The sequence below is a fragment of the Amycolatopsis coloradensis genome (assembly GCF_001953865.1).
Classification (GTDB): Bacteria; Actinomycetota; Actinomycetes; order Mycobacteriales; family Pseudonocardiaceae; genus Amycolatopsis; species Amycolatopsis coloradensis.
On record NZ_MQUQ01000020.1, the window covers coordinates 365891 to 392691 of the forward strand.

Genomic DNA, 26801 nt, shown 5'->3' on the forward strand with positions numbered 1-26801 from the left:
ACGGTTGGAGGTTGTCCGTGCCCATCAAGGTCGATCGCAGCGACTTCGGCGACGTGCCGGAGTGGGCGCGAACGCTCCTTGAAGTGCTCGGCGTCTCGTGGCCCGCCGCCAACCAGCACAAGTTCCGCAAGTCGGCGGAGCTGTACGACGATCTCACCGGCAAGCTGACCGACCTGCCGAATTCGATCCACCGGGTCAAGCGGGGGATCGACGAGAGGTTGTCGATGCCTCAGGCCGGTGAGGCGTTCGACGCCAGTATGAAGCCGCTCACCAACGGTTCGCCGAACCTGATGGACGAGCTGGCGACCGGCACGAAAGGGATCGCCGACGGCTGCCGCAAGATCGCGTTGGACGTCGAGTACGCCAAGTATTCCGCGATCGGCCAGCTTTTCCTGCTCGCCTACGAGATCGCGATGGAGTACGCCCTCGCGTCCGTCACCGCCGGGGCGTCGCTCGCGAATCTCACCTGGCATTACGCCCTCACCCGCGGCTATCTGCTCACCCTGTTCAAGATGCTCGTGCGGGCGATCGTGTTCGAGACGTTCATCGGGATCACCGGCGGGCTGCTCATCGACGCCGCCGTCCAGCGGCTCCAGAAGGAACGCACCGAGTGGGACGACGATTCCACCACGCAGACGCTGATCTCGGGCGCGGTCGGCGGGGTGCTCGGCGGCGCCGTCGGCGAACTCGGCGAGAAACTGGGCCGCAAGATCGCCGGGTTGCTGGGCCGGGATTTCGGCAAGATCGCCACCGACGACCTGATGAAGCTGGTCAAGGATCTCAAGCTGCCGGGTGGCGGAGACCTTCCCGACAACTGGCTGCGCGACGTCGGCCGGACCCTGACCGACCGGGCCGGCAGGCAGCTCAGCGATCCGGCGTCGGCGTTCACGAAGCGGTCGGTCAACGGTTTCGGCGATCAGATGGCCGACCGGTTCGGCACCGCGTTCGGCAAGACCCTCGGCGACGACGCGGCCCGGCAGCTCGGCCGCGATTACGCGCGCACGTTCGTGGACAACTGGAGCAAACACGGCCTCGACGGAACGGGGGCGTTCAACGGCAGTCTGCACCGGGTGCTCGATCCGTTCAGCGACAAACTCGGCAAGGACGTCGTGCGCACGTTCGCCGACGACGTGCCGGATGTGCTGTCGCGCAACGTGGGTGACCGTCTCGGCGGCAACCTGGCGGCGAAGGCCTTCGAGTTCAGCACCATTTTCCTTTTCGAGGGCGTCTCCGGGGTGATGACCCAGGCGGCGATGGCGGGGATCACCGGTGATTCCGTGTCCGCGGAAGAGTTCGGGATGGGGTTCGTCGGGGGCGTGGTCGGCGGTGCCGTCAGCCACAAGATCGAAGGGATCGGGGAGAAAGGGCTCGACGCGGCGGTCACCTCCATCAAGGAGAAGTTCGGGAGCATGTTCGACGGCGGGAGCCCGGCCGGGCTCTCCCTGGACACCAAGAGCGGGTCGGACGCCGTCACGGTGCCGACGGGAACCAGTACTCCCGAAACCAAAGCCGCTCCCGACAACAAGTCCGCCACGGAGACGAAGTCCGCTTCGGACAGTAAAGCGGACGTCAAGCCGAATTCGGCGGCCAAAACGACCGCGGACGTCAAGCCGACGGAGTCGAAGACCGGGCCCGCGACCGTGCGGACCACCTCCGATACCAAGTCCGCAGACACCAGGTCCGCCCAGCCCGACGAGGAACGCCCGCGCACTCGTCCGTCCCCGCTGCGCACCACTTCCACGGAAAGCCAGGCCGCGCCCGTCCAGGTCGAGTCGACCACCACCGAAACAATCATCACCGAGTCGACCACGATCGAGCCGGAGCAGGTCGCCGTCACCACCGAATCGGTCGCCGAAATCGCGGCGAACGACGCACCCGCCGAAACACGGACGGCACCGCTCGTCACCGAGCAGGCCGAGATCGTCACCGAACTCACCGAGACCGAGCAAATCACCGAGACCGAGCAGACCAACGAGACCACCGAGAGCACCGAGACCGAGGAGGTCCTGAAACTCGCGGACCTCCCGCCGTTCCTCGCGGACGGCCAGGCCATCGGTTCCGCGCCGGTGCTCGACGTCGAAGGGGCGGGCGAACTCGGCGACGAGCTGGCCCGGCTGGTGCCCGGCGCCACCCCGGATCAGCTCGACGCGATCGGGAACGCCGTTCGTGACGACTTCGAATCCGCGTTGAGTGGCCTGTACTTCCCCGTCCGCACGGCCAAGGGCTGGCGCGAGATCCGGGTGGGGGCCGCCCTTCGCGGCGACCCGGTGAGCGAGCCGCGGGAGAAGACCAAGGCGGATCTCACGGTCCAGGGCGGCACGTCGACCGCGGAGAACCTCGCCGTCCTCCACGCCGGTGACCTCGGGATGACCGGCACGGTGCAGGCGCCGGTGGGTCCGTATCTCACCGTCGGTGGCAAGGCCGCGCTGGCCGCCCCCGGTTCGGCGCAGGCCGTCGCGATGTCCACTGTGGACCAACGGGCGATCCGGTCCGGTGAGGGCTCCCGGCAGGTGGCCATGGCCGTCGAGTTCACCGTCAGCGTCCACGACCGGGCAGGCGCCGAGATCGGCGGGCCCAGACAGGTTCCGGGCCGGGTCACCCTGCGCGTCCCGGACGATCTGGTCCGGCTCACCCCGCCGCCAGGGTTGACCGCGAAGAGTCTGGCCGCCGACGTCGGGGGCAAACTCCAGAATCCGGTGCCCGAGGCGGTCACCGATCTGGGGGAGGTGTTCTCCGCGGCCGCCGGTCTGCTGCACGGGTCGGTCACCGAGTTCGGTGCCCCGGGCCGTGACACGTTGCGCGCGTTCCTCGGGACCGCGAGCCTGCGCGAGAACTTCGGCGCCATGCTGGAAGGCTGGGTCGGTTCGGCCGCGTTGCTCAGCGCGGACGGCGGACGGGTGGCCGCGGTCCGGATGAAGGCCGTGCTGACCAAGGCCGAACTCGTCGGGCCCACGACCGAGACACAGTTGCGGCTGCACGAGTCCGCGACCACCGGTTCCTCCGTTTCGGCCTCCACCAGGCGCGGGTTCGACGCCTCGGTCGCGTTCGGCTACGGGGCCGGTGTCGCGGGGGTGCGCGTCGCGGGCGGGCTCGGTGCCGGCTTCTCCTCGCGGAAGGTGGACACGGCCGTGTCCGGCCGGTCCTCGACCGCGAAGTCGGGGATCCAGCTCAAGGGGGACATCGGGCTCTACCGGTTCGATGCCACGATCGTGGTGCAAGGCCTGGACGGCAGGGAAGTCACGACCACGGCGGCGGTCTACGCCAGGATGGGGATGGCGGAGGCCGCGGCGCGGGGACTGCCTGTGCCGGAGGGCACCGGTTCCGGGCTCACGCGGGCGTCGGAGAAGAAGTTCCCGCCCGCGCATCTGGCGGCGGGGCTCGCGGCGGGCAATGTGCGGGTGGGCGAGTTCGACGGCGCCGAGCGCGTTCTGACGGAAATCCGCGGCAAGCTTCGGAAAGCGGGCCGGTACGCGGATCTGCTGCCCGGCTGGGGCGGTAAAGAGGACGGTGAGAAACCCGCGAACGCGGCGCGGACGCTGGAGATGCTGGCCAACGAGCACCGGTTGCAGGCCGCGTTGTCCCCGTTGGCCTTGCGCAACCGGATGGACGCCTTGCTGGGCGCCGGGGTGTCGGTGACCCTCAAACGCCAAGGCGCTTTCCGGCAGGACCACGTCACCGTCACGGTCCGGCTGGAGTCGAAGTCGGCCGAGCATGTCGGACGGACGAAGGGCCGGGTGGTCCGCAACGCCACCACGTCCGGTCCGGCGCTGGGCGCGTCCTCCGCGTCGAACAAGGGCTGGACCGCCGGACCGGAGGGCAGGGTGACCTTCGGGGCGGTGGGGACGGCCGCGGTGAAGTACGGCCGTGGCGGCGGTACCCGCACCGGAGCGGGACCGGTGGTCGAATCGACCTATCTGAACATCGGCAGCCCGGACTCGGAGGTGTTCGAGCACCAGGGCCGGTTCGTCGTCTCCATCACCGGTTTCTCCCGTTCGCAGGCGATGGTCCGGCAACTGCTGCCGGGTCTGCCGGGCACCCAGGTGCCGGACGTCCGGTCGATCTGGACGACCCCCGATGAAGCGGACGAGTACCTGCTCCCGGCGACCTTCACCCTGTCGATGTCGGACAGCGTGACACTGCCCGCCGACCCGGCACGTTTCGCGCCCGGTGCCCCGAAGGTGCGAACGCTCGACCCACCGCGGTCGATCACCGGTCACCTCCAGGCATTCGCGAAGCCCGAGGTGAGCGAATGGGTCGGCGTGGAGACCATCGTGTACACCGAGCACGTCGGCGCGGCGGCGATGGACGCGCTGGTGGAGGCCTCGGACGGCGACCGCGCGCTCACCCTTCCCGGCAGTGACGCGTGGACCAGCGTCCAGGCGATGCTGAGCAACCAGAACATCAAGGCGGCGTTGCGGTCGTTCACGCGCGGCGCGCTGAGCACCGACCTCGTCTATTCGCGGCGGCTGGCCGACCGCGTCGGCAGGCTGGGCGTCGTCGCGCGGCTGAGCAATCCCACCTTCGTCCGGGTGGCCGACGACGCGGGCGCGGAACGTTCCACCTCGGGTGGCTACCGGTTCGAGAGCGGCGAGAGCAAGAGCAGCGGCCCCGCGGTCACCGTCGGCGTGGCGGGGACCGGCGCGGCGAGCGACGATCCCGACAGCTCCGGCACCGGTGGCGTGTCCGGTAAACCGTGGGCGAAGACGACCACCACGGGCGACGGTCTCGACATCTCCGCGACCGTCGACCGCAACGTGACCACGGCGGCCGGTACGCCGCGCGTGCTGGCGCGGTTCGACATCGCCTTCACGGTGCTCGCGGAGTCACGGCAGCAGACCGCCGTGGTGCGCCCCGCCGCCAGGGGCGCCGCCCGGTTCGTGGACCTTCCCGGCGCGGCCTTCGTGTGGCTCACCGAAGAACAGGCCCGCGAATACGGCCTGCTGCCCGCCAAGCCGACTGGTGCCCGCGTGCGGGAAGAGCGGCTCGCGGCGCCCTTGACGCTGCCGTCGGGGAAGCCGGGCGCGCTGGGGCTCGGCGCGGTCGAGCGGCTGCCCGACCTGTCCGGTCTGGTGCCGGAGCTGTCCGCGCGGCTGGCCGAGGCCAAGGTACCGCTGCTGCCCGGCGTCTTCTTGGACGACGCGATGAACAACTGGGCGAGGCTGACCGACCTCGTCTCGCCGGACGGGGTGCAGGGGCTGGTGGACAGCGCGCTGGACGGTGGCATCCCACTGCACGCGCATCTGCCGAAACTGTTCACCGACAGCGGTTACCAGGTGCTGCTGACCGCGCGCACGCTGGGCGAGCCGAGGTTCCGCGAGGTCGTCAACGACGGCCGGACCGTCGAGCACAGCACCGCGCGCGCGATCCGGACCACCCGGACGGACGGGACGGCCACGTCGTGGTCGGTCGCGTTCCGCGCGGGCGGGCAGGAGAAGTTCCGTGCTCCTGGTGGCGCGACGGTGACTTCGGTGGGTGGCGCGATCACCGGCGGCGTCGGCGCCATCAAGACGACCAGCACCAGTGAGGTCACCTCCAAACAGGAAACGCTGCTGCGGACCGGTACCGGGCCCGCCGCGCGGTTCGACGTCCCGATCGAGTTCACGCTCGAGATCCGGCGTGACGGCGGGACCGTGGCGTCCGCCACGACCGGCGAGCGGACACTCGGCATCCGGCTGCTGGCCGACAACCTGACCGCGGACACGGCGGCCGAGAAGAAGCCGTTACCTGACAACGATTCCGGGCCGTCCCGGCGGTCGCCGGACGATGCCGCCCCTGCCGCGCTGCGGAAATGGCGGCAGGACAGCGTGGCGAAGCTACCGGAAATGGCGTCGGTCGAATCCGTGCGCGCCGCCGCGCGGCTGCGCGAACTCGTGCGGGACACCCTCACCTCGGCGGGCGCGGACGGCGGGATCACCGGCTATGGCACGGGCACGATGAACGCCCTCTGGTCGACGCTGAGTCCTCAGGTGCTGCAAGCGTTCCTGCCGTCGATGACAACGGCGAGCCTGCCCGTGCCGACCTTGCGCGAAGCGGCCGTGCTGCGGGGCAAACGCGCGAACGTCGAGGTGCACGCCCGGCTCACCACACCCCGCCTGGTCGCGCTGAGCGACGGCGTCAACCTGGAGAACCCGAAGAACGCGACGGTGGCGCGGTCGGCGGAGCGGAAGGTGGTCGAGGTCGGCGAGCTGGCCGTCGCCAGCCCCTCGGCCGTGCCCGTCAACGAACAGGCCAACATCGGGGGTCTCGTCAGCGGCGTGGAGACACGCTGGACGGGTGAGCCCGCCGACGCCACCGTCGACGGCACGACCGTGTCCGCCATCGCGAACCTCAAACCGGTCGGCCGCACCGCGCTGGTGCGGTTCGACGTGGACTACCGGATCGTGGTCGAGGTCGGCGGCCGCACCGAAGTCGTGGACCTGTCGGTGCCCGCTTCGGCGGACGTGCGGATGCCGATCGCCGATCTGACCGACCTCCCCGGGCAGAAGGTGGCGCGCGCGCTCAAGTCACGTCAGGCGAGGGTCGCCAGGACGGCGAAGGCCTGGCGGGACGCCGAGGTCGGCGCGGAACGCCACCGCTACCAGGCCGAACAGCTGGTCAAGCGACTCGGTGTCGGCATCGACTGGCGCGGCACGGTCGACGCGGCACGGGTCCGGCGTCCCGGCACGCTGGAGGAACAGCACCACGGTTTCGCCCGCGAGACCGAGAAAGCCTTGCGGGAGGCCGAAACCGTCGCCGAAGCGGCGCGACTTCAGCTTGACAGGGTGGCCGCGGCCGACGACGCCGCCGAGGCGCTACGGGCCGGTCTGGAGACCGATCTCGACGACCTCGCCCGAGGCGTGCGGGACGCGGCCCGGACGTTCCAGGTGCTCTCGTCCGAACTCGCCGCGGCCAAGCAGCGTCTCGGCCTCGCCGAAGGTTTGGACGCCAGGCTCACGGCGCACGACGAGGTACAGCGGCTCACCCGGGACCGCGCCGAGGCGAAGCTGCGCCGGAACCTGTACCGGGACGTCCTCCAGGAGCAGCGGCGGACGCTGGCCGACGCGGACGCCGCCGTCACCGAGGCCCGGGAGCAGCGCGCCGCCGCGACCGACGAGGTGGCCGCGTCCCAGGCGGTCCTGCAAGCGGCGTGGCTCGATTTCGCCGACACGAAACAAGACGCGTGGTGGCTGGCAAAAGGCGCGCTCGACGCCGAGTTCACCAGGCTGGCGGCACTGCCGCGGTCTCCCGAGGACGAGGCGTGGCGGCACAGCCGGGCCACCGACGCACCCTGGTTCACCGTGGCGAAGCCGCTCGACCCGGCGCAGTGGGAGCCGAAGCGGGCGACGACGCCGAGGCGGGCGGTGTCGACCGAGACCGCCGACGTGCTGACCACGCTGCTCACCGAGGACGGCAAACGGTACGACGGGGTGATCCGGTACGGCGTCAGCCGGTTCGAGGTCGGCGGACGCGGCGTCACCGAGTTCACCGTGCCGATCAACCTCGTGCCCGGCCCAGGCGTCACCGGCGAGCAGCTCACGCGGATGCGCGAGCGGGCTCGCGCCGGCGTCGAGGCCTTGATCAACAAGCGCTACGGCCTGCCGAACGGCGACCAGCTGCACGTCCGCGTCGAGTTCACCGACGACCGGCTCACCGACGACGACGGCGCGGCCCGGTACCGCGCGTACGACGTGGTCGTCCGTGACGATGAACGCACGACCCAGACCACCTGGCGCTCCGACGCCACCCAGGAGGAACTGGCCCACGAACTGCTGCACTACCTCGGAGCCGCCGACGAGGAACACGACCGGGACCGGGTCTTCCTGAGCCGCGAGGACGACGGCACCTCCGGTGTCGTCACCGGCGACGGCAGCGTCATGGGCGCCGACGTCGTCAAACCCGGTGTGACACCGAAGCTGCTGCCTCGCCATGCCTGGATGATCCAGCACGTCCTGCGGAGCCAGCTGGGGCCGGGGGCCCGCCTCGCCGACCCGGGGCAGGACGCGCTCCCCGGCGTCCCGCGGCCCGTCGAGACCGAGCAGGGCCCCGGCCTCACCGATGTCCAGCGGGAGACCCTGACCCGGGAGCGCCGTGAGGTCGTCCAGGTCGGTGGTGACACCGTCGCGTCGAATCTGGTCGAGGCGATCGTCCGGACGTCGGCGCCCGATTCCCCTTCGCGCCAAAAGGAATTGCGGGACGTCGGAGCGGCTCTGCGCCACGCCACGCCGAAGGAGGTGGCCTTCGCGCTGGACGTCCGGTTGCGGGTGCTGACCGAACGCGGGACGACGATCCGCCTCGGCCCCGCCTACGGCGATCCGGTGCGTGTGGTCCTGTCGTCGTCGGCCGACTTCCTGGCGACCCGCCGCGTCGCCACGCCGGTGCGCACCGGTCTCACGGTCGAGCAGCGGGATGCCTTGACCCGGCTGGGGAAAGCGGTCGTGCCGGTCGGCGGCGAGCCGGTCACCGGGAATCTGGTGGCGGCCATCGCCGTCACCGTCGCGCCGGGTTCGCCGACCCGGCAAGCGGAGCTGAGGGCGCTCGGCGCGACCTTGCGGAACGCGACCGCCGAGGAGGTCGCCGAAGCGCTGGACGTCCGGCTGCATGTGCTGGGCGAGGACGGCGAGGACACCGATTTCGGTCCCGCCGGTAGCCGTCCGGTCCGTGTCGTCCTGACGCGGACGAGTGATTTCCTGGCGACTCGCGACGCCGAGACGAGGCCGTCGACCAGGCCCGTCCCGGTTGTCGAAAGCGTCGTCGGCTTCGCGAAGGGCTCGCGCGCACTGGACGACGCGTCCCGCGCGGCTGTCGAGCGATTCGCCGCGTGGGCCCCGGCGGCGGCCGACGCGATCGTGGCGCGCGATCCGCGAGCACAGCCCTCCATCCGGCTCACGGGCTACGGCAACGCGGCCGTCGGCGGTGCCGACACGGCACTCGCCAGGGCGAACGCGGTGGCGGAGATCCTCCGGCTGCTGCTGACCCGTTCGCCGGGCGGCCGCGCCCCCTTGACCGTCGTCCCCGTCGCCGCCGAGCGCAACAGTGTCCCGCCACTGGTCTCGGCCGACCCGGCGGCGCGGCGGCGCACGGTGACCATGGCACTCGTCCAGACCGCCGACGACCTCGGCCCGCAACTCGGGTTCCGGCCGGGGGAGACGGTGACGTCCTGGCTTTCCCGGACGGCGACGCTGGCCGGTGGACCGGCGGACCTCTGGGCGTCGTCCCCGCTGGTCGCCTGTATCGAGGAGCACCGACGGCTCGGCACCTCCCGGATACGGACGATCCTGATGCGGTTGTCGGTGGATCCCGGTGCCCCGGTTCCGAGGCTCGCCCAGCTCGTCGGTGCCCGTGGCCACGCCTGGGTCGAGTTCGTGTTGCCGGGCCACGAAAACGAAGCGATCGGCTTCCACCGGACGGGAGTGCGGTTCCAGGACGTCGGCCACACCGCCGCCGCGAGCTACGAGGTGTGGATCTCGGCCGAAGACGCGGTGCTGGCCTTGGATCATTCGCTGCGCCATCTCTCGGTCGAGCACCGGACACTCTCGTTCAACGCGATGCATTTCGCCCGCGGGCTGGTCGAACGCGTCTCCGGCGAGCCCGCCCCGTCGGCGGGCTGGCTGGCGACCGGGCCCGACGACCTCGGCAAGCGGCTGCGCGAGATGATCGGAGCCGCCGGGCCGACGGCCGACATCGGCCCGCTGGAGCCGTACGCGGACGTTCTCTTCACCTCCGGCGCGGATGCCGTCGAGGGTGTCGCCCTCGGTGAGCTGCGGAGGTTCGCGCGCAGGGTCGTGGACGAGCTGGGCACTCCGCCGCCCGTCGGCGCGCGGATCGAGATCGTCGTGAAGCGCGGGCAGGACACCGCTCTGACCGAGCGCCGGGAGCGGAACCTGGTGGCCGCGCTGAACACCGTCCTGCGGTCGGCCGAGGCCGACCACGGCGTCGACCTCGGTCAGCTGCGCATCGTGACCCGGTCCCGGCAGGACGACACGAGAGCCGAGTCGGCGACCCTCGGTTTCGTGCGGACACCACCGGTGGACGGCACGATCCCGGCCGGGATGACGGTCAAGAGCTGGCTGAACGGCCGCGTGCCGAGCACGCAGGTGCGGCAACGTACGGTCACGCAGTACCTCATGACGTCCGATCTTCTCGACGCACTCGACCGGATGCGGCTCTTGAACGCGGACCGGCCGGTCTTCCGGTTCCTGGTGAAAACCCGGCACCGAGACCTGAGCGTTCAGTACACGGGCCACGCGTGGATCGAGATCCACGACCCCTTCGGCGGCGAAACACTCATCGACTTCGCGCCCGAGAATCGTCCCTCGCCGCCGTGGGCGACGGTGCCGGGCACGGTCTACGCGGGCCGTGCGCGGGACAACCCCACCACCTTCAGCGCCGAATACCTGGCGAGCGCGAACGACATCATCCGGGGGCTGGAGCGGGTGATCGCTCACTCGGACCGGCAGTACAGGCTGATGAGCGACAACTGCACGACTTTCGTGCAGGACGTGTACTCGGCCGTCTTCGGGGCACCCGCTCCCAACGCGGGCCGATGGGTACAGGGGCCGACCGATCTCGAGCGCACGCTCCGCCGCCACTCGGCGCACATCACGGCCCGGCCGTCCGACGTGCCGTTCCCCACCGCGCCGTCCGCGGCCGCCCCGCCGCGTCGCGCCGACCCGGTGCCCGCCGCGAGCATCGTGGCGGCTTACCACGCGAGCACCGCCGGCCTGTCGCATTTCCGCTTGTCCGGCAACGACTTCGACACCGCGCTGGCCGAGTTCTCCAGGCTGGCGGGCACGGGTGACCTCTCGCTGGGTTCCGGACCGCGGTTCGGTGACTCGTTGATCCGGCTGAACGACGCGCTCGCGGCGGTGGACGCGCAGGTCGAGGAGGCGGCGTCGGCCGCGGAGAAGTCGCTGCTGAAGCTGCGCGCACGCCGGGCGCGGGCGCTGGCGAACGACGCCGTACTGCTGTCCGCGACCGTGCCGACCCGCGACACGGCCCTGGAACCGCTTTCACCACAACGAGTCCAGCGGATGCTGACCGAGGTCGCGGCGACCCTCCACAGTGGACAGGACCCGTTCACCGATGCGACCTCCCCGTGGCACGGTCTCGACTACGACCGAAACGCCCCGTTGCCGCGCAGGCTGGTCGAACTCGTCCTGATGGACACCCCGCCTGCCGTGGCCGGGGCCCTGCGCGACGATCCGCTGTTCCAGGATCTGCTGACCGACCCGGAGGCGCTGGCCGACGCGCTGTTCACCGCGGCGGGCGGTCTTCCGTCGGCGTTCGCGGCGGCGGCGCTGGACGAGAACGGTGTCCCGCCGTCGGCGACCCTGACCAGGGTGCGCCGTGCGGTCGTCCGGCGGCTGGAGACGACCGACCTGGACGTGGTGATCGAACTGGCGGCTGCCGAAAACGCGGCACAAGCGCTGGACAACACCAATGCCTCGCACGACGAGCTGGCGGCGCTCGGTGGCCGGTGGGGTACCGCCATGCGGGCGCTCACCGGCTCCGGCGACGGGTCGGGAGCGGTCGCGCTGCTGCTCGCCGCGCCGGTACCCGCCGATCCGGAACTGCGGATCGCGGTCGGCGGGGCGCCGCGGCGTCCGGTGGCCCGTCCGGCGGGCAGGTCGTGGTCGCGGGAAGACGCGCGACGGATCTGGTGGCAGACGGCGGATCCGGCCGTGACCGTCGATCACGTCGTCACGAACCCGGTGTCGCGCCACGACATCCTCGAATCCGTCCGGCAGACCCCGGCCGTCCGTGTCCGGTCCGAAGACGGTGGGCTGAGCCGGGAGAAACGGCCGTGGCAGGCGACGATCGGCTACGACCTGCGCCGGTTCGAGGTCGACCGCGAGGGCGAGCCGCCGACGCGGGCACGGCTGCACACCGTCCGGCTGAGGCTGGACGACCCCGGCCGGTCCGAAGTGGACACCACGGCTTTCAAGACCAGGGTCGAGTCCGCTGTGGACACTTACTTCAACCAGGGCTACCGGCTCCCTGACGGCGAGCAACTGCTGGTGGAGGTGGAGTTCACCGACCGCGAGGACGCGCACGGCGAGGTCTTCGTCACCGGACCGGGCACTCCCGCCGATCAGCGGCACTGGCCGTCGGACGGGACCGAGGTCCAGTTCGCGCACGAGATCGGGCACTTCCTCGGCCTCTACGACGAATACTTCGTCGCTTCACTGGGCGGTACCAGGGACGCTCCCGTCTTCCAGCACGCAGACGGCGCGGGCCGGGTCGCCACCGGGCCGGGGCTGATGACCGCGGCGCCGGTCACGACCCCCGACGTCGTCCTCGCACCACGCAACCTCCACCTGCTCTGGGACCGCACCCGTTCCCTCGTCGGCGACGATCCCCGGCCGTCGCCGACGCCTCCGCGAAGCACCGAGCGAGAGCCGGGTTTCCTCGCCACGGCCGAAGACGAGCGGGAGTTCCGTGCCCGGCCGGAGCTGGCCGAATACCTGAAGCAGGTTCCCGGTGTCCTGAAGGAACATCCGCACCTGGCATCGACGGGCGTGGCGGAACTGGCCGCCATCCGCGCCTACTCGCACACGCATCACGGCGCCATCGACAACTACCTGGCGAACGCGGAAAACGCGGAAAGCCCGGAGTACGCGGCGTCGCTGACCCGGCTGCTGTCGTCCGCGGTGACCCGGTTCCCCGCTCGCCACACCGGACCGGTGACGCGGGTGATGAACCTGCCGGTGGCGGCCGCCAAGGAGCTGTTCAAGGTCGGTGAGCGGTACGCCGACCCGAGCTTCTTCCGGGCCAGGCAAGGCGAGAAAAGGCTGTTCCCGGAACGGAAGGTCGTCGTCAGCGCGCTCGTCCACGATGGCGCCTCCATCGCGTCGGCGTCCGACCGCTCCAGCGAACGCGAGGTGCTGCTCCCACCGGGGACGGCGTTCGAGGTGCTCGAAGTGGCGGAGGCCGGCGACGAGCTGCACGTGAAGTTGCGTCAGGTCGAGGCCACGCCCACCCGTATCGCCCCGCCTTTCGCGGGGTCCACCGGGCCGGGACCGGACCGGGACGGCATCGAAGACCGGCTCGCGCTGGCCAAGATGATCAGGGAGGCGCCGGAACTGGCGTCGGACCTCGCGACCCGCGACACCCGGGCGCACCGTGGCCGGGTCGTGCGAGCACGGCGACGGGCCGGGGAAGACGCCACGGGGCGGAGCGAGATCACGGTGACCACCTGGCGGTCGGCCGCCGAGCTGGCCGCGTACCGGCCGGGCGGGACGATCGTCGAGCCGACGATGCTGGTCACCGGGGGCCGGTCGGGCAACGTCACGTTCGTCATCGACGGCCCGGCCGTGACGGGGCACGACGGCGGCGGCGCCGAGGTGAGCGTCCTGCCGCCCGGCTTGACCTACCTGGTCACCGAGGTCACCAAGGCCGCCGAATGGCACGGTCAGACGACGATCCACCTCCGTGAGGTCGAGCCGGTCGCGGAACTCACCCCGACGGCGCCCGCCTTCCCGGCGGTGCCCGATGACGACTACACCACGGCGGACGAGCTGGTGGCCGTCCTGCTCGCCGATCCGTCCTTTCCGGACGGTCAAGCCACGCCGTCCGCCGCCGCGCCGGGGCCTCCGCCGCGGTGCCCGAAGGATCCGGAGGTGTTGCTCGCGGCGGCGGCGGACAAGGACGTGTTCATCGACGTCGGCTATCTCGAGATGTGCTACGCCCTGTGGCGGACCTCGGACGAGCCGCTGTACCGGTACGCTCCCCAGCCTCCGGAGCAGATCTGGGAAACGGGCTTCCCGCCCTCGCATCCGCGGGACAACGACCTGGTCGGCCGGGTACTGGCGGACAAACCGACGATCTACGTGTCCACGACCAGGTTGGCGAACCTGCACGACGCTCCCGACGCCCCTTCCGGGCGCTATCGGTACCGGTATGAGATCGCGGCTCCCGGCGGGGTCGACGTCAACCAGAGCGACGCGCGCAGCGACCTGTACGAGCACGAGGAGGAAATCGCCTTCCCCGGCGGGATCGACCGGCGGTTCATCCGGGGTGTGCACCCCATCGAAGACGGTGTCCTCGGCGAATTCGTCCCGAATCCTCATTTCACGGGGGCGGCCGGGAACGCGGGCGGGCGGGAGCGGACCGCCGAGCTGACCAAGAACGTCGTCCGTGCCCTCGTCGACGGCCTGCGTGAGCGAGACGGCGACCTGCACCTCAACGCCGTCGAAGCGGTCGTGAACGAGCACCCGGACCCGGGCCTCGTATGGCACGCGGCGCTGAAGTTCATCGCCGGCAGCCCGGACCTGGCGGACCAGGTCCGGTCGATCACGTTCCAGCGGCGGGACGGCGCCGGGTCGCGGGCGGTCACGCTGCCGGACGCCGCCTGGGAGCTGCTGAACTTCCCGGGACACTCGGTGGAGTCCTCCGGTGCCGAGTACACCGAACCGGTGACGGTGGCGCCCGCGCCCGACCTGACCCCGGAGCCGTCCGTCCACGGTGAGCCGGGCCCCGATCCCCGGGCCGGCGTGGAATTCGCCGCCGAGACCGCCGAGCTGACCGCGGAAATGGACGCCCGCCTGGTCGAGCTGGTGGACGAGGTGGCCGGAAGTCTCCGACCCGGCCGGACGGTGGAGGTCCGGGTCGAGGGACGGGCCGGCAACAACCCCGTGCGGACGTCGGCGCTGCGACGCGGGAACGAGCGGGTGGCCGCGGTCGCGGGCCGGATCGGCCGATTGCTGACCGAGCACGCCGTCGGCGACCGCGTGACGATCGTCGAGAAGGTCACCGACGGGCCAGGACGTGGTTTGCTCGACCGGAGCGGGACCCCCGCGTTCCGGGCCCGCCGGACCGTGGACGTGTCGGCGGCCTCGATCGGCGGCACCCTCACCGAGGCCTGGCAGCGGGACGCCGCCCAGTGGCGGCAGATCCTCGATGATGACGCGAACGGGCAGCCCGGCCCGAACGCCGCGCGGACAGCGGTTCCCGGCTTCCCGGGGACGAGGGCCGAGGCGTGGGCGAACCTCCTCGCCGCCCGCCAGGAACTCGGCCGGACGGAAGTCGCGCACGCGGAGTTGACGGCCCGGCTCGCGGAGGACGGAGGGGGAAGCTCCCGTGACGGCGAGCGTCTCCCGGCGTCCGAGAGCACGCTCCGCGCGGCACAGGGCCGGGTCGAGCGGGCGACCGCCGATCTCCGTGCCTGGGGCAACGACCCGCGGCGGCTGGACCGGGCGTACCGAAGCTGGCACGCGTCCTCGGCGAAGGAACGTCCCCGGGTGTTCGGCGGAGCAGACGACCAAGAGACGGCCGGACGGGAAACCGTTGCCAGGCACCGTGTCGAGTTCGCTCCCGAGTCGGCGGCCCTGACCGCGACGACGGAGGGCGACCTCGGCGGGCTGGTCGACAGCGTCGTGGGCCGCGCCTTGCTCGGCGGGACGCTGGAGATCCAGGTCATGGGCCGGACCGGGAACAATCCGGTCCCGTCGGCGGCGAGCCGTCGTGGCCGGGAACGGGCCGCCGCGGTCGCCGGCCGGATCACGGAACTGCTGGCGGCACACCCGGTCGGCGACCGCGTGACGGTGGTACAGGAGATGACCGGCGGGCCGCGGCGTGGACTGCTCGAACGCCGTGGCACACCGGCGTTCCGGACCCGCCGGTCCGTCGACGTGACCGCGCTCGCCGCCGCCATCGCGGACACGGCGGACACGGCGGACGACGACATCGACGTCGTGGCGTTCGATTTCGCCGTCCCGGTGCACCACACGTTCGCCGGGGTGGACGACGGCGGACTGCCCGGGACGACCGGCGTCGAGGAGGAGAACACCGACTACGAGTCGGCTGACGAACTCGCCGCGGACCTGGCCGCTTCGGCGCTGCCGGGTCCGGACCTCTTCGGTCTGCTGGCGCCGTCACCGCCGCCGGATTTCCTGGCGGGGCACGACTTTTCGACCTTGGCGGCGGGGAAGTCGTTCGCGTTCTTCGATCGGCTGGACATGGCCGCTGGTCTTTCACCGACGGCCGGGTCCATGGATCCGGTGGGGCTGCCGGACGATCCGGCCGGGGTCAGCCGGACCGAGCGCCCTGACGACGAACTCGGCGAATGGGCTCCGGGTACGGTCGCGCCGCTGCCGAAGGTGACCGAGCTGCCGTCGATCCTGCACGCGGTGTGGCTGGGCGGTCCGCCGCGTGAGGCAGGACCGACAAAGGACTTCTTGGCCGAATTCGGCAAGGCAGGCCGGGTTCACGGAAGCGAGCGGCGGGTGGTGTTGTGGACCGACGTACCTCGCGGCCGGTTCGACGCGGCCCGCGCGACACCCGCGCCCGCGAACGGTGGCCACGACCCGCTCGCCGACGTGCGCGCGATGCTGGAATGGGCCGAGGGCAACGACATTCGTCTGGTCAATGTGGACGAGGTGTTCACCACCGAGTCGCCGATGCACCTGCACGACCTTTACCGGGCGGAGTTCGTCAAGCAGGCCGCCGCCGGCTACACCGCCGCCAGCGACATCCTGCGGATGGAGGTTCTCCACCGGTTCGGTGGCGTCTACACCGAGGGCGGCAACCGGATCAGCGACGAATGGGGCTTCGGTGAACAGGCCGCGTCGAAACCGGCATTCGGTGTCATCACCGGCGATGCCGGCGGGAATTCGGCGTTCGTGGTGCCGAAGGGGCACCCGTTCGCGCGGCTCTACCTGGACGAGATCCGCGAAAACCACGGCAAGCCGCCCCGAGAACAGTTCTCGTCCGCGCTCTCGGCCGCACTCGGCAGCGCGGCGGGCGACTCGGTCGACCTTCGCGCCGGTTCCGGCGCGCTCGCCGGTCTGAGCACGAAACTGGGCTACCAGAACGGGATCACGGATTATCCGGGAATTCCCGGGATCACGAAGAGCGACGCCGGTCTGCCGGAGCCGGTCACCGGTGAGCCCGTCGCGACGCCGCATGATCGGGCCGCCACCGCGGCGCTGACCAAGAAGATCGTGCAGACCCTGGTGCGCGGACTGCGTGACCGTGCCGGTGACCTGCATCTGACGTTGGTCGAGGAAGCCGTCGGGAAACATCCCCGGCCGGAGCTGATCTGGACCGCCGCGCTGGGTTTCCTCGCCGCCCGGCCCGAATTGGCGTCTCTCGTCCGGACACTCACCGATGGCAGGCAGGCCTCCGGGGCACGGCACGACGTCGTTCTTCCCGCCGCCGCCCGCGCACTGCTCACGGTCACCGCCGGCACCGAGCGTTCGTCGCTGGGGGAGTACCGGCGTGAAGCCACGCTCTCCACCGCCACGACGGCGTTCCGCGCCGCCGCGGTGTCCGGTGGCGACGGCCGGTACCTGACCAGGGTCGACCTGAACGTGGCCATCACCGACACGGAGATCAAGCTCGCCAGGGTGTCGCGCACGCTGGCCGGGTGGACGTTCGAGCACCCGGTCCCGGCGGCGCCCACGGCCGAGACGGTCGAGGCCGTGCGGGACGACATCGCCCGGCTCACCACCGAGATCACGGCAGGCCGCGCGGAACTCGGGAACGCGTACCAGGACCTGCACCGGCTCATGGCCGGGTCGCGGCAGGCAGCGCAGTCACAGGTCGTGGCTTCCGAGACCGAACGGCTTTCCCCCGATCCTCGCTTCAGCCGCGTGCGGCTGAAAAGCGAATGGGACCGCGGTGACGCGGTCGACGCCCGTAAAGTGGCGGCTGATCTGGTCGCACGGGCGGAGGAACGGCTGAGCGCCACGCTCCGGAGCCGGATCGAACGCAGGGCAAGGCTTTTCGAGCTCGAAACCACGCTGTGGCGGGCCGCGGTCGCCGCGGAGGAGCAGCAGCTGGCCGCCCTTCCGGCCACCGCCGGGCCGGTGGCGCCGTCTGCTCCAAACGCGCGAGCGGTGGCGCTCGCCGACGAGCTCGTGCGGCTGCGAGGCAGGCTCGCCGCGCTGCGGGCCGAGCTCGCCGACCACACCACGTGGTGGGGCCAGAACGTGGATCACCGGCCGGATCCGCGGTTCTGGGCCGAAGTTCCCGATCCGTGGCTGCGGGCCAACGCTCAGGTCGAGACCGTGCGCGTCGCCGGCCCGGGGAGCCCGTCGCGGGTGCGGGCGCACCGACGATGGCTGGCCACCCGCGACGAACTGATCGCCCAGGGGCATCCGCTCGATCATGCCGAGCGGTTCGCGACCGAACTGCGCACCCTCACCCTCGGCGAACCGTCGTCCTCCGGGCCGGATGTGCTGGGCCCGGCGATCGAGGTCCGGCGGATCCAGGTTCCGTTGTACGAAGTGGTCCCCGGCCCGCCCCCGGCCTCCGTGCACATCGGCGGTCAGTGGATCACCGAGTTCACCGCGAAGCTCACCGTGATGCCGCTGCTCGGGGTGCGGCCGTCCGAGGTCCACGACGCCTGGGACCGGATCACGGCGGCGCAGGATGTGCTCAACGCGGGCTACCTGTTGCCGGACGGGTCGCAGTTCCGCTTCGAGATCGACGACGTCTCTCCGGCGCCGGAATTCACCTTCACCGTTGGCGACGTCGGCGGCCCGTGGCAGGCGGACCGGCATCTCACCGGTCAGCTGACCGGTGACGACGTCGCCAGGCGGCTGCTGGAACTGCTCGGGGTGACGGTCCGGGGGCAGGGGCCGCTTTCGCTGGAGGCCGAGCACATCGGCCTGCTCGACCGGCTGCTGCCGTTGCGGCTGAAATCCGCCTCGCCGACGCTGTTCTCCGGGACACCGCGGCGGACCGAACGCAGGCCGGAACTCGTGTACCACCTGGCGCCGGGCCCGAACGCGGCACAGCAACAAAGCGACACCGCGGAGTTCGCGAGGGAGCTGGCTCGTCAGGTCACGAGGTCACGCGCGCGGAACGCCGCGATGCCCGTCGTGCGGGTCGTGGTGGACGACGGGGACGCGGACGCGCGTGACCTGATCGCGAACATGCTGGCGGGTGAGGTCCGCCGGATCCTCGCGGGTACTCAGCCGGGCCCCGTCACCGATCCGCTGACCTTCGAGCGGCCCGACGACCCCGCGATGCGCCCGCTGGCGGGCAGCGTCCAGTTCTTCGTCGACTGGGATCCGGACGGCGCACCCGCGCCGAGCGAACGGATTCCGCCCGGCAGACCGGACGAGGACTCCGACGAGTCGCTGACGACGCCTGCCGTCCAGCCCGCCTTTCGGGTGCTGGACGACGAGAAGACCTGGCCGCACAGCACCACCACCCCGGCGGACGAGGCCGCCGCGTGGTCCAAGCTGACCGATCCGGTACACCCGTGGGATTGGGAAAACCTCCGGACGAGCGCCCACGTCGTGACGGTGAACCGGCTCGGCGCCCACCTGCCGATGCGGTCGTACGAAAACGACGGCGGGCCGCTGACTCCGGTCCGGAGCCTCATCACCTATGACCTGCGGCGGATGAAGGTGCGGGGCCGATGGGTGCAGGAGTACACCATCCGGTTCTTCCTGGCGGGTGGCTCGCCCGAAGAGCAGGACGGGCTCCGCCGTGGCACCCGGCGCGGTGTGGAAGCGTTGTTCAACCACCGTCACCGGTTGCCGAGCGGTGACCAGCTCCATGTGCGGGTCGAGTTCACCGCGGCCGAAGAGGACGCGCATTCCACCATCAAGGTGATCCCGGCGGGCAGGGCGCGCCAGAACACCTGGCCACTGGACGCCTCCCAGCGCGCGCTCGCGCACGAGGTCGGCCATTTCCTCGGAATCGAAGACCAGTACGAGATGGTCCAGACCGAGCCGACCGCCTACGCCTTCCAGGATCGCGACCCCGCCAAGAGGCCGCATCGCCTGATCCGCCCGGCGGGGCCGGGAGCGACGAAAACGCGGGAGACCGTTCCGCTGCTCAACCAGATCCACGACGACCACGGCCTGTACACCGCCAGGTCGGGCGAGCCGGGTGTGCTGCTCCCGCCGCGGGATCTCTGGCGGATCGAACGAGTGGCACGTGGCTACGCCGCTGTGCGTGACTCCGGTGAACTCGGCGAAGCACAGCCCGCCGCCGAAGCGGCCGCCGAACCGCTGTCCCCGGAGCGGCTGACCCGGTTCGTCGACTCGATGCTGGACGTCGCGGTCCACCTTGACGGCGATTCGGGGATCTGGCTCGCCGACCCCTCGGCGGACGTGACCACGCTGGAGCAGCAGGAAACCGTGGTCCGCGGTCTTTCGGCGAACGACCACTTCTTCACCGTGGTCGCCCATGTCGGCCCCGGCGGGACACCGGAATTCCTCGGCAGGCCCATCACCCCGGCGGTGCTGTCCGCGCTGCTGGCCCGTCTGCACGACGAGGGCAGGTGGCCGCCGGACACCGCACTCCGGTTCGTGTCCTGCGGACTGGCCGCGCCCAACCCCGACGACTACGTGCCCGCTGTGCTGCGCGGTGTCAACCTGGCGACGGGACGGGCGCCCGCCGTGTTCGCGGCGGGCACGCTGGTGTGGGGGACCCCGAACCTGAGCGGGTATGGCGGCTCCCACGACCTCGTGGTGGCGAGCGGCGTCGGCTACGACCTCAACGGCACGCCACTCGTCACGGGCGACGGCCGATGGACGCGCTTCGAACTCGACGAGGAGACGGGAGACGTCAACGAGACGGGCGAATTCCGGGGCTACCTGGGCGTCGACCGGAGCGGTGTGGTGACCGACGACGCGGCGCCCGCCGGATATCGCGTCGTGGACGTGGCGACCGCCGCGCGCTCGATCAAGCGGTTCATCCCCGACTCCATGCCTTTCGGTACCTCGGCACCGCCCGACACCCGGCCGGCGGACGAGTTCGCGGAGCGGTACGGCGACGTCTTCGGCGAACTCCCGAACTTGGCGATCGGCGATCCGGGTACCCGGCTGGAGGAGTTGTCGCGGATCGCCGAGGGAGGACGGCTGGAGAACCACACCGGCGCGGTGCTCGGCTCGGCCGAGATCGCCGGGTCGCTGAGCGTGATCGACCGGGATCTGCACCGGGTCACCGATCCGGGGACGCGGGCGATGGTGTGGTCGTTGGTGAACGACGCGGTGATGGCGGCGTCGCTGGTGCCGACCCGCGAACGGGACGTCCCGGACAACTCCCGGTTCCGCCTGTCGACGGTGCGCGACCGCCGGGTCGTCCAGCCGCTGTCGATCGACCGGCTCCAGCAAGTGCTCGCCGACCTCGCGGTGAACCTCAAGCACGGCCGCGATCCGTTCACCGCCGACAAGTCGACAGTGCGGGGGATCGACTACCGGCCAGGACAAGGGCTGCCGCAGCGGCTGGCCCGGCTGGGACTGGCGAACCTCACCGCGCAAGCCCGCGTCACGGTGCAGAACACCCCGCTGTTCCGCGCGCTGCTCGACAACCCCGTCGCGTTGACCGACGCGTTGTTCATGGGCACCGGTCACGACGAGCAGCACTTCATGAACACCTGCGCGGCGGCGGCCACGAACACCTACGTGCGCGGCGCCGTCCCGACCATCGCCTGCCTGTTGCTGGTCGGGCACGGCGTCATCGCCGCCGTCGAACAGGAGCTGGACAACGCTCCGGAACACCAGCTGGCCAAGAAGGATCGCCCGCTGGGCAGGACGATCCGCGATGTGGCGCTCAAACGCGTCGCCGAGGCGACGGAGCGGTTCGCCGGTATCGAGGCACGCGCGCGGGAACTCGCGGTGGCGAACCGGACGAGCCCCGCCATCCGGGCGGACTGGGCCCGGCTCGCCACCGAGTGGGGACGTGCCACGCAGAAACTGGCCGGGGTGATCTGGCTCGATCCCGGCACCGACGCCGCCGTGCCGGTGCTCACCAGGAAAGTGGTCCCTGGCGCGTGGGAACCGAACTATCCGTTCGTGCTCCCGCTCGCGCTCGACCGGCGTGCCCGGCGTGAGACGGGGATCGAAGACATCCCGTTCCGTACCGCCGTGTCACGGCATCTGGCGCTGGAGCCACGCGAAGAGACCCGAGGCGAGCTGTGGTCCGATCGGGAAGTGCCGGTTTCGGCGCGGCTGCGGTCCGCCGAGCAGATCGCCGGTTTCTGGGCGCGGATCCGGTCCGGCCAGGGTGTCCGGGTCTCCACCCCGGATCACCAGATGTTCCTCAAAGCCGGTGAAGTCGACGGCGAGCCGGTCTTCGTGCTGAGCGACCCGATCAAGTCGCACTTCGACTATCTGTCGCTGGGCGACTTCGCGAGCTGGGCAGCGAAGAACGGCATCACGGCCGAGCGGACCACGTTCGACAACTACGCCATCGTGGTGCCATCGCCTCCCGGTCCCGTGCCGCACGAGGCGGTGATCACCGAAGCCGACGACGTGCCCGCCGACCGGATCCCGCCGCCTGCCGACACCGTGCTGGCCGCGGCGGAGCGGTTCGGGAACGACTCGGGGATCTGGCTCGTCGACCCCTCGGCCGACGCGGCCGCGCTGAATCGGCAACGGCACGCGATCCGGAGCCTCCGCGATGATCATCGGTTCTTCACGGTGGTCGCGCACACCGGAGACGGTGGCGTGCCGGAATTCCAGGGACAGCCCATCACGCCGGCGGTGATGGTCGCGCTGCTGGCCCGCCTCGCCGGTGAGCGGGTCTGGACCGGCGGCAAGCCCTTGCGGTTCGTCGCCTGCGGATCGGGTTCGCCGGATATCGAGGGCTATGTGTCCACCGTGCTGCACGGACTCGCCGACAAGGGCATCGACGCCGCCGCATACGCGGGGAACACAGCCGTCTGGTCCATCCCCGGGGCCGGGCAGGCCGAACTGGTGGTGGCGAGCCGGATCGGGTTCCAGCCAGACGGCAGGCCCGCGGTCACCGGCGACGGCCGGTGGCCGCACTTCCGGTTCGCCGACGGCGGCCGTACCGAGATCGAGGTGACCGAGCACGGCTCGTACCTGGTCGCCGGGGACGACGATCCGCCGGTCTTCCGGCGGGCATCTGACGGCTTCGACGTCGTGCCGACGGCCGAGGGGCACCTGGTCGACCTGCACATCCCCGACTCCATGCCGTTCGGGCCGGAGCGGGTGGACGGCGTCGGCCTGCCGGAAACCGTCAAGGCGAACCTGGCCGAATTCGCCGGGATGATCGCCGGTCCGCCGACGCCGCCGCAGGTCCAGGTGCGAGGCCGGACCGGGGATTCGCGGTTGCCGATGATCAGCCGGGAGTTGCGGTCGGCGTTCTCCGAACACGGCGCGAGCGACGATCTCCGGGTACGGGTGATCGCCTCCGGCACGGAGCCGGGAGTCCTCGTGTCCACGATCATCCCGGCGACGGACGACGAGCTTCCCGAGTCCACTGTGGACGCGCCGGTGAACCAGCCTGAGTCCACTGTGGACGACAGCATCGGCCAGTCGGTGTTCGAGGCGCTGATGGGGAAACCGAGCCCCGTCGTTCCGGGTGGCACCGTTCCGCTCGACGGGAACCGTGGCATCCGGCCGGACGACCCGCGGCTGGCCGGTGTGGCGGACGGATTCCCGATGGACGACCGGTTCTTCACCTTCCTGGCGCACGGCGACACGAACGGTGTCCCGGTCCGTCACGATTCCGGGGCGGGAAGCGCACGGCTGAGCCCGGCCGACGTGGCCACGATGCTGACGCGTGCCAAGGACGAGGGCCGGTGGGACGGCGCGAAGCCGTTGATGTTCGCGTCGTGCGGTGCCGGGAGCGGCTTGACGTCGTTCGCGGCCAAGGTGCTCGCCGAGTTGCGGGCGCACGGCATCGACGTGGCGGCGGTCGCTCCCGACGGGCCGGTGTACTTCGTTCCCGGCCAGGTCGCGTCGGGGCCGGGGGAGCTCGTGGTCACCGGCCGCGCCGGGGTGGACGCGACGGGGCGGCCGGTGGTGGAGCCGGGCGGGGCCTGGGTGCACCTGCCCGCCGGTGGCGGGGCCGCGACGCCGGTCGGCGCGCACGTCGTGGTCGAGGAAGACGCGGCCTGGCGAACCGACGACCTTCCCGCCGGTTATGAGACCGGGGTGCCCGAAGTGGACCTGCCAGGCGCGGTGCGTCTGGCCGACGGCGACGCTTCCGGGGGCGAAATCTTCTTCGAAGAAGGCGGCAAGGAACTTTCCGCGACCGCTCTGTCCACTGTGGACCGTATCGCGAGATCGGTGGCGGAGGCGGCGATTCATCGGCGGGGCCGCCGCCTGCCGGTGCCGACGGTGAAGGTCGTCGGATTCGGCAACGGTGGCAGGATGGGCGCCCGGCAGGCGCTGCGGACCGGGCAGGCCCGCGCGAACATGACCGCGACGGCCCTGCGCACGGCCCTCGACCGCGAGCTGGCGGCGGCACCGGGTGCCGCCGCCGAGATCGAGATCGTCCCGGAGTCCCACGGCCGCGCACTGGGAACCGAACCGCTGCCGGAAAACCTCACCCCGGAGCTGGCTCGTCGTCGCGCGGTGATCACGGTCGATCTCGCCCCGGCGTGGAATTCGCCGGAAGCGCCGAGGCACGACCAGGCACCGGTGGACGAGGGAGGCTTCGCGATCGGGAGCGAGCTCGCGGCCGAGCGGCCGGACCTGTTCGGGGTCACCGAAACCCACGACGACGGCCCCGGGCCTGACGCGACGACACAGTGGTACGACGGCCTTTTCGTCCCGGTGCCGGTCGATTTCGCCGCGGGATCGGCGGACCTGACCGACCCGCAACGGGCTGAGCTGAGCCGGATCGCGCGGCAGGTGGTCGAGGTCGTCCATCAGCATCGTCAGCAGCCGCGCCTGTTCTCACCGGCGCCTTCCGTCGAGATCTCCGGCATCCGGACGGTCGAAGAGGACCTCGACCAGCTTCGTCACGGAGCTTTGGAGGACGCGATGAAGGAAATGATCGTGGAAGAGATCTTCGGCAGAACGGATCTGACGTACGACGAGCAGAGCGAACTCGCCGGCGAAATCGTCGTCTCCACCGAGTCGGCGGCGTCGGGGGAGCCGGGGCGATACCAGGTCCGGATCGAGGGTGACGACATCTCTCTCGCGTACCTTCGCGCACCCTTGCCGCATCTCGTGGTGACGGACACGTTCCGGATCGAAAAGGGAGCGGGCGACGAACCGGTCTTCACCTATCCGTCCGAGTACACGTCGGAGGTGACTCCCCAGTCGGCGCCCTTCTCAGCCCCGGCCCAGGAACTCGTGAGCACGGACCACCTCTCCTTGACGATCGCCGAGGACGCTTCGATCGCGATCGGCGCCACGAAGGGCAAGGAATTCTTCGCCGTGCCCGACGTGGTCGCGAACGCGCGCGCCGCGCTTCTCAAGGCCGACAGCAACATCGAACTCGTCGTGCACGACGTCGTCCTGGTCGTCGAGCGCGAGGGCGTCGAGCACCGGCTGGACCGGGTGACCGTCAAGTTCCGGGACAAGCCGTCCGAAATCTGCCGCGACCTCGCGCAGGAGATCCTGGGCGGACTGCCGGATGCCGCCGTCTTCCGGGACGAGGAGGGGCGGGCGGCCATCGCGAACATCAGTTCCACCAACGGTATCGAGGTGACGGGTACCCGGATGCTGGCCGAGGCGCTCGCGGCGGCGGCGGACGGCGAGCCGGGCGACCTCGGCCCGGTCGACCCGCGGTGGGCCGTCGGGCAGGTGGCCAAGGACACCAGGCCCACCGGCGGGGGACCCGGCGCACCGCGGCCGGGCCGCGAGTACGGCGGCGCGATGAGCTACCGGCCCTCGAACGCGGCACGCAGGGCGACCGTGGACGGGCTGGCGCGGAAGATCGGCGTCAACGAGTTCGTGTGGCCGTCGATCGGCGAAGCCTACTGCGCCAACTCGATGCCGTACGACGACGATGAGGGGGTCGTCTCGATGGACCTCGACCACGCGAAGGGAATCGCGGTCAACGGGAATCCCTGGGGCTACCACTTCGCCGCGGTCGTCGCCACGAGCCTGGACGGCCGGTTCAACATGGTGCTGGAGAACTCGCCGCACACCGCGACCCGGACCCCCGCGGTCGAACAGGCGCTCATCGACGCCCTGCGTGACCACCAGGGCAGGTGGGACAGGATCGAAGCGGAGCTGACCGACGCGCTGGAAAGGGCGAAGCGGAGCAAGGACCCCGGTGTCGGCAAACTGGAGTTGCGGCTGCACGCGGTCAGGAAGTTCGAGACCCTCGCCGACCTCCTGCGCACCCACGGGCACGAACACCCGCTCGTCCTGCCGGCGTGGAAAGCGGCACAGGGCGCCATGTACAACCTGGCGAGCTGGCCGAAAGAGCGCGACAACTGGAAATTCTCCCTGTACGGGAAGGACCAGGGGAACACGTTCCACGAACGGCTGGCGGCGTATCACCACCCGCACGCGGCCGGCCTCGTGAACATGCTGTCCGTCGCGGTCTCGGCAGGCCAGGGCCCGGCCACCGACTGGTCCGTCCACACCTCGTTCGACGAGGGATCGGCCGAGCCGCGTGAGGCCGACGCGCAGACCTTGCGATCGGCCGCGACCCGCGTGGCGAGGGCGGCGATCTGGCGCAGCGACAACCGGCTGCCGATGCCGCTCGTGACGGTCACCGGATACGGGAACGGCACTTGGGGCTCGTCCGGTCAGGCAATCAAGAAGGGGAAGGACCGAGCGGACACCATCCGGGACCAGCTGGTGCACGAGATCGGCGAAGAACTCGCCCGCCTCCAGAAGGACCACCAAGTCGTCCAGGTCGCCTCCGACACCGACCCGGTACCCGACGGCACACCGACGATCCGTGTGTCGGCGCTGTCGAAGGGACGCGACCTCACCGAAGCCCCGGAAGACCCGCGAGCGACACCGGAGGAACGCCGCCGCCGCGCGGTCATCACCGTGCGGCCGAACCCGCCCCAGCCGTCCGACGAGCCGGAACCGGACGGCGCCTGACGAGAGCCGCTGGACGTTTCCCGTGTCCTGAAGGCCACCGTTGGGACACTGATCGTCTCAACGGTGGCGTTCAGGACAGCTCGGCGGCGGTCACCC

The 26801-nt window shown here is 71.0% G+C and carries 1 protein-coding gene; it reads left to right on the forward strand.

The window, feature by feature from the left end; all coding sequences use genetic code 11:
- Window positions 1-17 precede the first annotated feature (17 nt).
- Window positions 18-26705 (forward strand): scabin-related ADP-ribosyltransferase, encoded by a 26688-nt coding sequence (locus BS329_RS34230; RefSeq protein WP_076166514.1) that lies wholly within the window; start codon window positions 18-20, stop codon window positions 26703-26705.
- The last annotated feature ends 96 nt before the right edge of the window (window positions 26706-26801 follow it).